Annotated in this window: 4 protein-coding genes; 2 read left to right on the top strand and 2 right to left on the bottom strand. The window is 62.6% G+C overall.

Annotated elements, in window-relative coordinates; translation table 11 throughout:
- A partial coding sequence (locus CON76_RS10805) for a P-II family nitrogen regulator (RefSeq protein WP_101103362.1) occupies positions 1-249 on the top strand: 249 nt, incomplete at its 5' end.
- Positions 250-288: 39 nt separating this feature from the next.
- Entirely contained in the window at positions 289-1,683 is a 1,395-nt protein-coding gene (locus CON76_RS10800) for an ammonium transporter (protein WP_101103361.1), read from the top strand.
- A 74-nt stretch (positions 1,684-1,757) separates the two neighbouring features.
- Here the strand turns inward: CON76_RS10800 and CON76_RS10795 are convergent, their stop codons facing one another.
- Positions 1,758-4,511 (bottom strand): DEAD/DEAH box helicase family protein, encoded by a 2,754-nt coding sequence (locus tag CON76_RS10795; RefSeq protein ID WP_101103360.1) that lies wholly within the window; start codon positions 4,509-4,511, stop codon positions 1,758-1,760.
- Positions 4,508-6,448, bottom strand: a 1,941-nt coding sequence (locus CON76_RS10790) for a site-specific DNA-methyltransferase (protein WP_420812940.1), incomplete at its 5' end; no start/stop codon positions are given. The genes CON76_RS10795 and CON76_RS10790, both read right to left, overlap by 4 nt.

Genomic DNA, 6,448 nt, shown 5'->3' with positions numbered 1-6,448 from the left:
ACCGAAGTCAAGGGCTTTGGCCGCCAGAAAGGCCACACCGAGCTGTACCGGGGCGCGGAATACGTGGTCGATTTCCTGCCCAAGGTCAAGATCGAGGCCGCCGTGGCCGACGAACTGGTGGACCGTGTGATCGAGGCCATTGAAGGCGCGGCACGCACCGGCAAGATTGGCGACGGCAAGATCTTCGTGTTCCCGATCGAGCAAGTGGTGCGCATCCGCACCGGCGAGACCGGCCCCGAGGCGCTGTAACGCCACTGTGGTTTTCCTATCTTCAAAGAAAGTACCGACATGAACAAGCTACTCTCTGGGGCTGTATTGGGGTTGGGCACGGTGGTGGCCACCGGCACCGCGTGGGCACAAGAAGCCGCAGCCACGGCCACCGCCGCCGTGACCACCGCCGCTGCCGAAGCGACGGCCGCTGCACCCGCTGCCGCCGCAGCGGTGGTCGAGGCCACCGTCAACAAAGGCGACGTGGCGTGGATGATGACCTCCACCCTGCTGGTGATTCTGATGGTGGTGCCCGGGCTGGCGCTGTTCTACGGCGGCCTGGTGCGCGCCAAGAACATGCTGTCGGTGCTGATGCAAGTGATGGTGGTGTTCTCGCTGGCCTCCGTGCTGTGGGCGGTGTACGGCTACAGCCTGGCCTTTGGCGGCGAGGGGCTCATCATCGGCAACCTCGACAAAGCCTTCCTGTCCGGCATCACGCTTGAATCGCTGTCGGCCACCTTCACGCCTGGCGTGATGATTCCGGAGCTGATCTTTGTGGCGTTCCAGGCCACGTTTGCGGGCATCACCTGCGCGCTGGTGGTGGGCTCGTTTGCCGAGCGCATCAAATTTGGTGCGGTGCTGCTGTTCACGGTCATCTGGTTCACCTTCAGCTATGTGCCGATTGCGCACATGGTCTGGGGTGGTGGTGGCTACCTGTTTGCCCAGGGCGCGCTGGACTTTGCCGGCGGCACCGTGGTACACATCAACGCCGCTGTAGCCGGTCTGGTGGGCGCGTACATGCTGGGCAAGCGCATTGGCTATGGCCGTGAATCGATGGCCCCGCACAGCCTGACGCTGACGATGGTGGGTGCCTCGCTGCTGTGGGTGGGCTGGTTCGGCTTCAACGCCGGCTCCAACCTGGAAGCCAACGCCGGTGCCGCGCTGGCCTTCGTCAACACCCTGGTGGCCACCGCCGGTGCCGTGCTGGCCTGGTGCGTGGGCGAGGCCCTGACCAAGGGCAAGGCCTCGATGCTGGGCGCCGCTTCGGGCGCGGTGGCCGGTCTGGTCGCCATCACCCCGGCTTGCGGCACCGTGGGCCCGATGGGCGCGATCGTGATGGGCGTGATCTCCGGCTTCTTGTGCCTGTGGGGCGTGACTGGCCTCAAGCGCCTGCTCAATGCGGACGACTCGTTGGACGTGTTCGGCGTCCACGGCGTGGGTGGCATTGTGGGCGCGCTGCTGACGGCGGTGTTCTCGGCCACAGCGTTCGGTGGCATCAAGGGCGAAGGCTACGACATGGCGCACCAGCTCTACGTGCAGGCCGAAGGCGTGGTGATCACGATGGTCTGGTCGGCGGTGGTGGCCTTTGTCGCCTACAAGGTGGTGGACTTGCTGGTGGGCCTGCGTGTGAGCGAGGAAGCCGAGCGCGAAGGTTTGGACATCAGCTCGCACGGCGAGACCGCGTACCACCGTTAAACAGTTGGTTGTTGGGTGCCTCCCTTGGCCCGCCAGTGTCCCCGGCGGGCTTTTTTACGTGTTTAAGCCGTGTGCTAACTTGCGAGGTTGACTGGGCGGGTGGCAGCCAGTTGGGCCAATACGCCCTGCATGTCGTCCAAATCAATGGCTTGGCCCATGCTGCCATCGTCATTGACCCAGCGCATGCGGCTGCCATCGGGGGTTAGGAACAACACCTTGCCGTAGTAGGTTGGCGAATGCTGGGCCTTGTTGGCTGCATCTTTGGTGCTTTCTTTGGTTTCCAGCAGGCGCAGAATGGGGCGATCGTCCCGGTGGTGGCGCACACAGACGACAAAATCGGGGTAAAAATAGTTGTCGTGTTCCGCCCGCACCACGCGCACCGCGTAGGGTTTGTTGCGTGGGTTGCGGTGCCACCACAGCACAAAATTGGCCCGATCCAGCGCACGGGAGAAGGCATTTTCCAACTGGTTGCCATACCAAGTGGCATCAAACTGGCCCTGCACCAGCGTGCCCTCGGCCACGGTGTGCGTTTTATCGGCCAGCCACAGGCGGTCGTCCATAAACAACTCTTGGGCCACCCGCTGGCCATCAGCCTGTGATGGCGGCAACACGCCATAAATGTTCTTGTCCGAAGGCTCCAAGGCAATGCCTGCCGGAAACACCATCACATCGGGCAAGGGCTGGGCCTCTATGAGTTTGGCGCGGCATGCCACCTCGCGGAACATGTCTTCGCACAGGGTTTGCGCTTGCTTAAGGATGACCCAGTGCGCGGCATCACGGGCCAAGCGGGTGCGTTCGGCCTCGTTGGGTTGGGCGTTCTCGGGCAGGTCGTCCAGCGCGTCGTCAATGTCCGGGCGCAGGCGGCTGGACAGCACTTGCACAATGATGCGGTAGTCCTCCTCCTCGGCCTGTGGCAAGGCACGCAAAGCGGCCAGTGCCTCACGCGCCAAAGCGTTGCGGTCGGTCACGATGTGGATTTCTTCGCTGTAGCTGGTTTGGGTGGTCAGTTCGGTGTGGCGCTCGATGTCTTTGATGCGGTTCAACGCCGCTTTCACCGCCATAGCGCGCAAATTGCCTGCATCCAGCACCAGCCGCGTGGCCACGGCGCGCGAGATTTCGGACATATCGTCCAACTCGGGCTTTTGTTCGGTTTTGAGGCGCGGCGGCAACTGTGGCAAACCGGACTTGCGCGGATAGACGCGCAGGCCGTGTTCTTGCAGTTCGGCCAAGACCTCGGCGCGGGTTTTGAGGCGCGGGGCCGACTTGCGCGCGGCGGGCTGGCGCTGCACTTCGTCCAAGGGGTAGTCGGCCTCGGCTTCTTGCAAAAAGTTGGCCTGCATGGATGTGCCGGGGCTGTATGGAAACAGCGGCGTTTGTATGACGGGAGCTGGTGCTGCGGTGGGTGTTGGCTCCACCGTGGAGGCAGACCGCGCTTCTGGCAGCGGCAAATCAAACGCAATGGGGCTTTGCTCGGTGGGGCGGTTGGTATAGACCACAGCGCCAGACACCGTTTGCCGCGCCAACAGTTTTTCGGTTTGACCTTGCAAGGCGCTTTGCACCGCGCTGGTGGCCTGCACCGCCGCTTCAAACCCGGCCTGCGCTTGGGCGTTGGCCAAATAAACGTAGGCCGTGTTGAGTTCTGGCGCAATCTGGGCTTGGCGGGCAAAGGCATCGCGCACCGGGCGGGCCACGCGCATGACCCGGCCAATAAACTGCATGGCAAAGTCGGGGTCGTTGACGTGCTTGGTGCTGGCCAGCACAAAAGCACGCGGCGCATCAAAGCCGGTGCCCGCCGATTGCTTGAACACCAGCACGCGCTTGCTGGTGTCGTTGGCAATGGCGGCCATCATCACCGGGTCGGGGTCGTTGGCGGTGTGGCGGCCTATGGCATCGGGGGGCACGCCGCACAGACGCATCAGGTCGTTGGCGGCCTCGTCCACTGCCTCGTCACCGTTGCCCACTTGTACCAGCAGCAGCGGCACCAGTGGGATGCCTGCGGCTTGCAAAGCTTGCTCGATTTTGCGGTTGCGCCGCCAGCTTTGGCGCAGCACGGTGCGGTGCAGGTCGGCAACTTGCGCCAAGGTTTGGCCCAGGCTGTAAATGACGGCCTCAATGTATTGTTTGTTCAGCCGGGCTTGCACCACCTCATCGCGGCTGACGGCAAAAACCTCTTGGGCGCTGTAACCCGCATGGCGCAGAAAATCGTTCAGCCGGTCGTCTTTGGGCGTGGCGGTGGCCATGAGCAAGTAATCGGCGCGCAGCCAGTGGGCAAACTTGCCAAATTCGGTGCCTTTGTCCAAGGCGATATGGGCTTCGTCCACCACCAGCCCAATCTGCAAGCCTTGGGCGCGGGCACGGGCCACAAAAGCGGCCAGCGTGCGTGTTTCGTCGTCGCCGTCGGCATCGTAGCCTTTGGTGCGCCACTGGGCACGCGCCACCGCTTGGGCGGTAGAGAGCAGCACCATGCCGGGGTGGGCTTCTTGGTTGCGGCCCGCTTGCAAGCCACAGGGGGCCAAGCTGCTGGCGTTGGCGCGCAAGGCATCTTCGGTTTGCTGCACCAGCGTGACAAAGGGCACAAACCAGAACCACAGCACATCGCGCTGGGCGCTCACGCGCTCCAGCACCTGGCCCATGACCAGCGTTTTACCGGCCCCGGTGGGGGCGCGCAGCAAGCAAGGTGGCGAGGGCTGGCGCAGCAAGGCGGCGCTGATGCTGTCGATCAGGCGGCTTTGGAAATCCTCCGGTTGCACGCTGCTGCTTTGCGCGGGCATGGCAATGGTGGCCATCGCCACGGCGGGGCTGGGGTGTTGTTGCTGCTGCGGTGTCATACGGCTTCGGCTGCGCTGGCTTTGGGGGTGGCAGTACGGGTTTTACGTGGGCTGGCGGCTTGGCCTTTGAGCAAAGCATCGACCAAGGAATAGGCCACGGCTTGGGGCACGCCGCGCGCTTGCAATTGGGCGGGCAGGCCTTTGGGGCGCTGGCAAAACACCGCCAGCCGGGCAGCGCCATACTGGGCGGGCAGTTGCGCCAGCGCGTCGAGGGTGGCGGCACTGGTGTTGTGGCACAGCACCAGCAACCAATCGCCTTGCAGGCCAATGGGGTGGAAGCTGGCCGGGCTCACGCTGGGCGGCACGCTGCCGGTTTCGCGCAGGGCCAGCAGCAGTTGTGCCTGTTCGGGGGTGAACTCGAAGGCCAGATCGGCGGGGGCGATTTTGTCCAGTTGCAGGTAGGCAAAGCTGGCGGGGTAGCCTTGGGTGGTGATAACGCGGCGGATGCGTTCGGCGCAGACATCGCGGCACAGGTTTTTGTCGGGTTCTTTGGCGGTGGCTTCGGTGCTGCTGCACAGGATGAAACGGCGCTGGCCGCCATCTTGAGCGTTGAGCGCCAGCACGGCATGGCCGGTGGTGCCGCTACCGGCAAAGAAATCCAACACCGTATCGTCGGGGCGGGTGGCTTGTTGTAGCAGGCCTTGAATCAAAGATAGGGGTTTGGGGTAGGAAAAGGCTTTGGAGCCGAGCAAATTTTTGATTTCATCGGTGGCGACACCGCCACGCGCTGAGCGCAGCAATACCTGTTCTACCTCGTCCTCGTCTGCGCTTTCATTGATGCCCGCAATCCAACTGCTCAAGGGGGCCAGTCGTTCGGATTCGGGTCTGGCCGTCCAATGTTCTTTGCGTGACGGGCGGCCCGGTGCAATCGGTTTGCCGACCCAAAAATCCAAATCGGGCAGTTCAGCGCGCAGCAAGGGCGTTTTTTTCTTGGGCAAGACTGGCCCTTTGCCGGCTTGGATGGCCGCCAGCAAGTCTTCTTTGGTGGCAAACAGCATCACCTCTTCGGGCTTGCAAGGCGGGAAGTAAATCAGCTTTTTGGCAATCAGGGTTTCGATGGTGTCGCTTCGCAGTCCGGCCAGTGCGGTTTTGATGGCTTCCTCGTCGCCATCGCATACCCTGCGGATAACTTCCTTGGATGCGTAGGCCCACACGCGATTTGGGTCACAGGGGTACCAATAGCCGGTGCTGGGGTCTTGAATCGGGTAATAAGTGTTCTCTCGGTCGAGATAAGAATGCGCTTTGGTCAAAGGTTGAGGCGACCACTCACCGCGCTCATCGTTGTCGGGGTTGCGAAATTTGCTTCGGTCTGTCGCGCGGCCATTGAAGGAAAAACCGGCGTTGGCATAGACCAGCACATGCTCATGCACATGGCTGAAGCGTTGTGTCAGGTCATTGCCCGTGTCTTTGGTGCGCCACACCAAGCTGCCCAGCCGCCGCCCTGGAAACACCTCATCCATCAGCAATTCCAGTCGCGCGCGGTTCTCGTCGTTGATGCTGACCAAAATCACACCGTCGCTGGTCAACAGTTCACGCGCCAGCGTCAGGCGCTGGTACAAAAACTCCAGCCATTGGCTGTGGCGGTAGCGGTCGTTGGCCCCGACGTAATGGTCGTTGTAGACCCAGTCTTTGTTGCCGGTGTTGTAGGGCGGGTCAATGTAAATGACGCGGATTTTTCCGGCATGGGTGGCACGCAGCAGGCGCAGGCTGTCAAAGTTATCGCCCTCGATGATCAGGTTGTGGTGCTGGGTGGTGTCGGGCGGGCAGTGGCTGGCCTCGGGGTGCAGGCGCGGCAGCACGACGTTGGCGTTCAGGGCCGCATCGCGCTCGATGGCGCTGGACTCCCAATACAGCCCCACTTTTTGCTGGGTTAAATGCTCTACCAGCAAACGGCGCAGTTGCTGGGCGTTCAGGTGGTCTAACCCGGATATTTCACC

It is taken from the genome of Macromonas bipunctata, from assembly GCF_002837135.1.
GTDB lineage: Bacteria > Pseudomonadota > Gammaproteobacteria > Burkholderiales > Burkholderiaceae_C > Macromonas_A > Macromonas_A bipunctata.
Note: the sequence above shows the minus strand (reverse complement) of the source record. Positions and strands in the feature narration are given on the sequence as shown.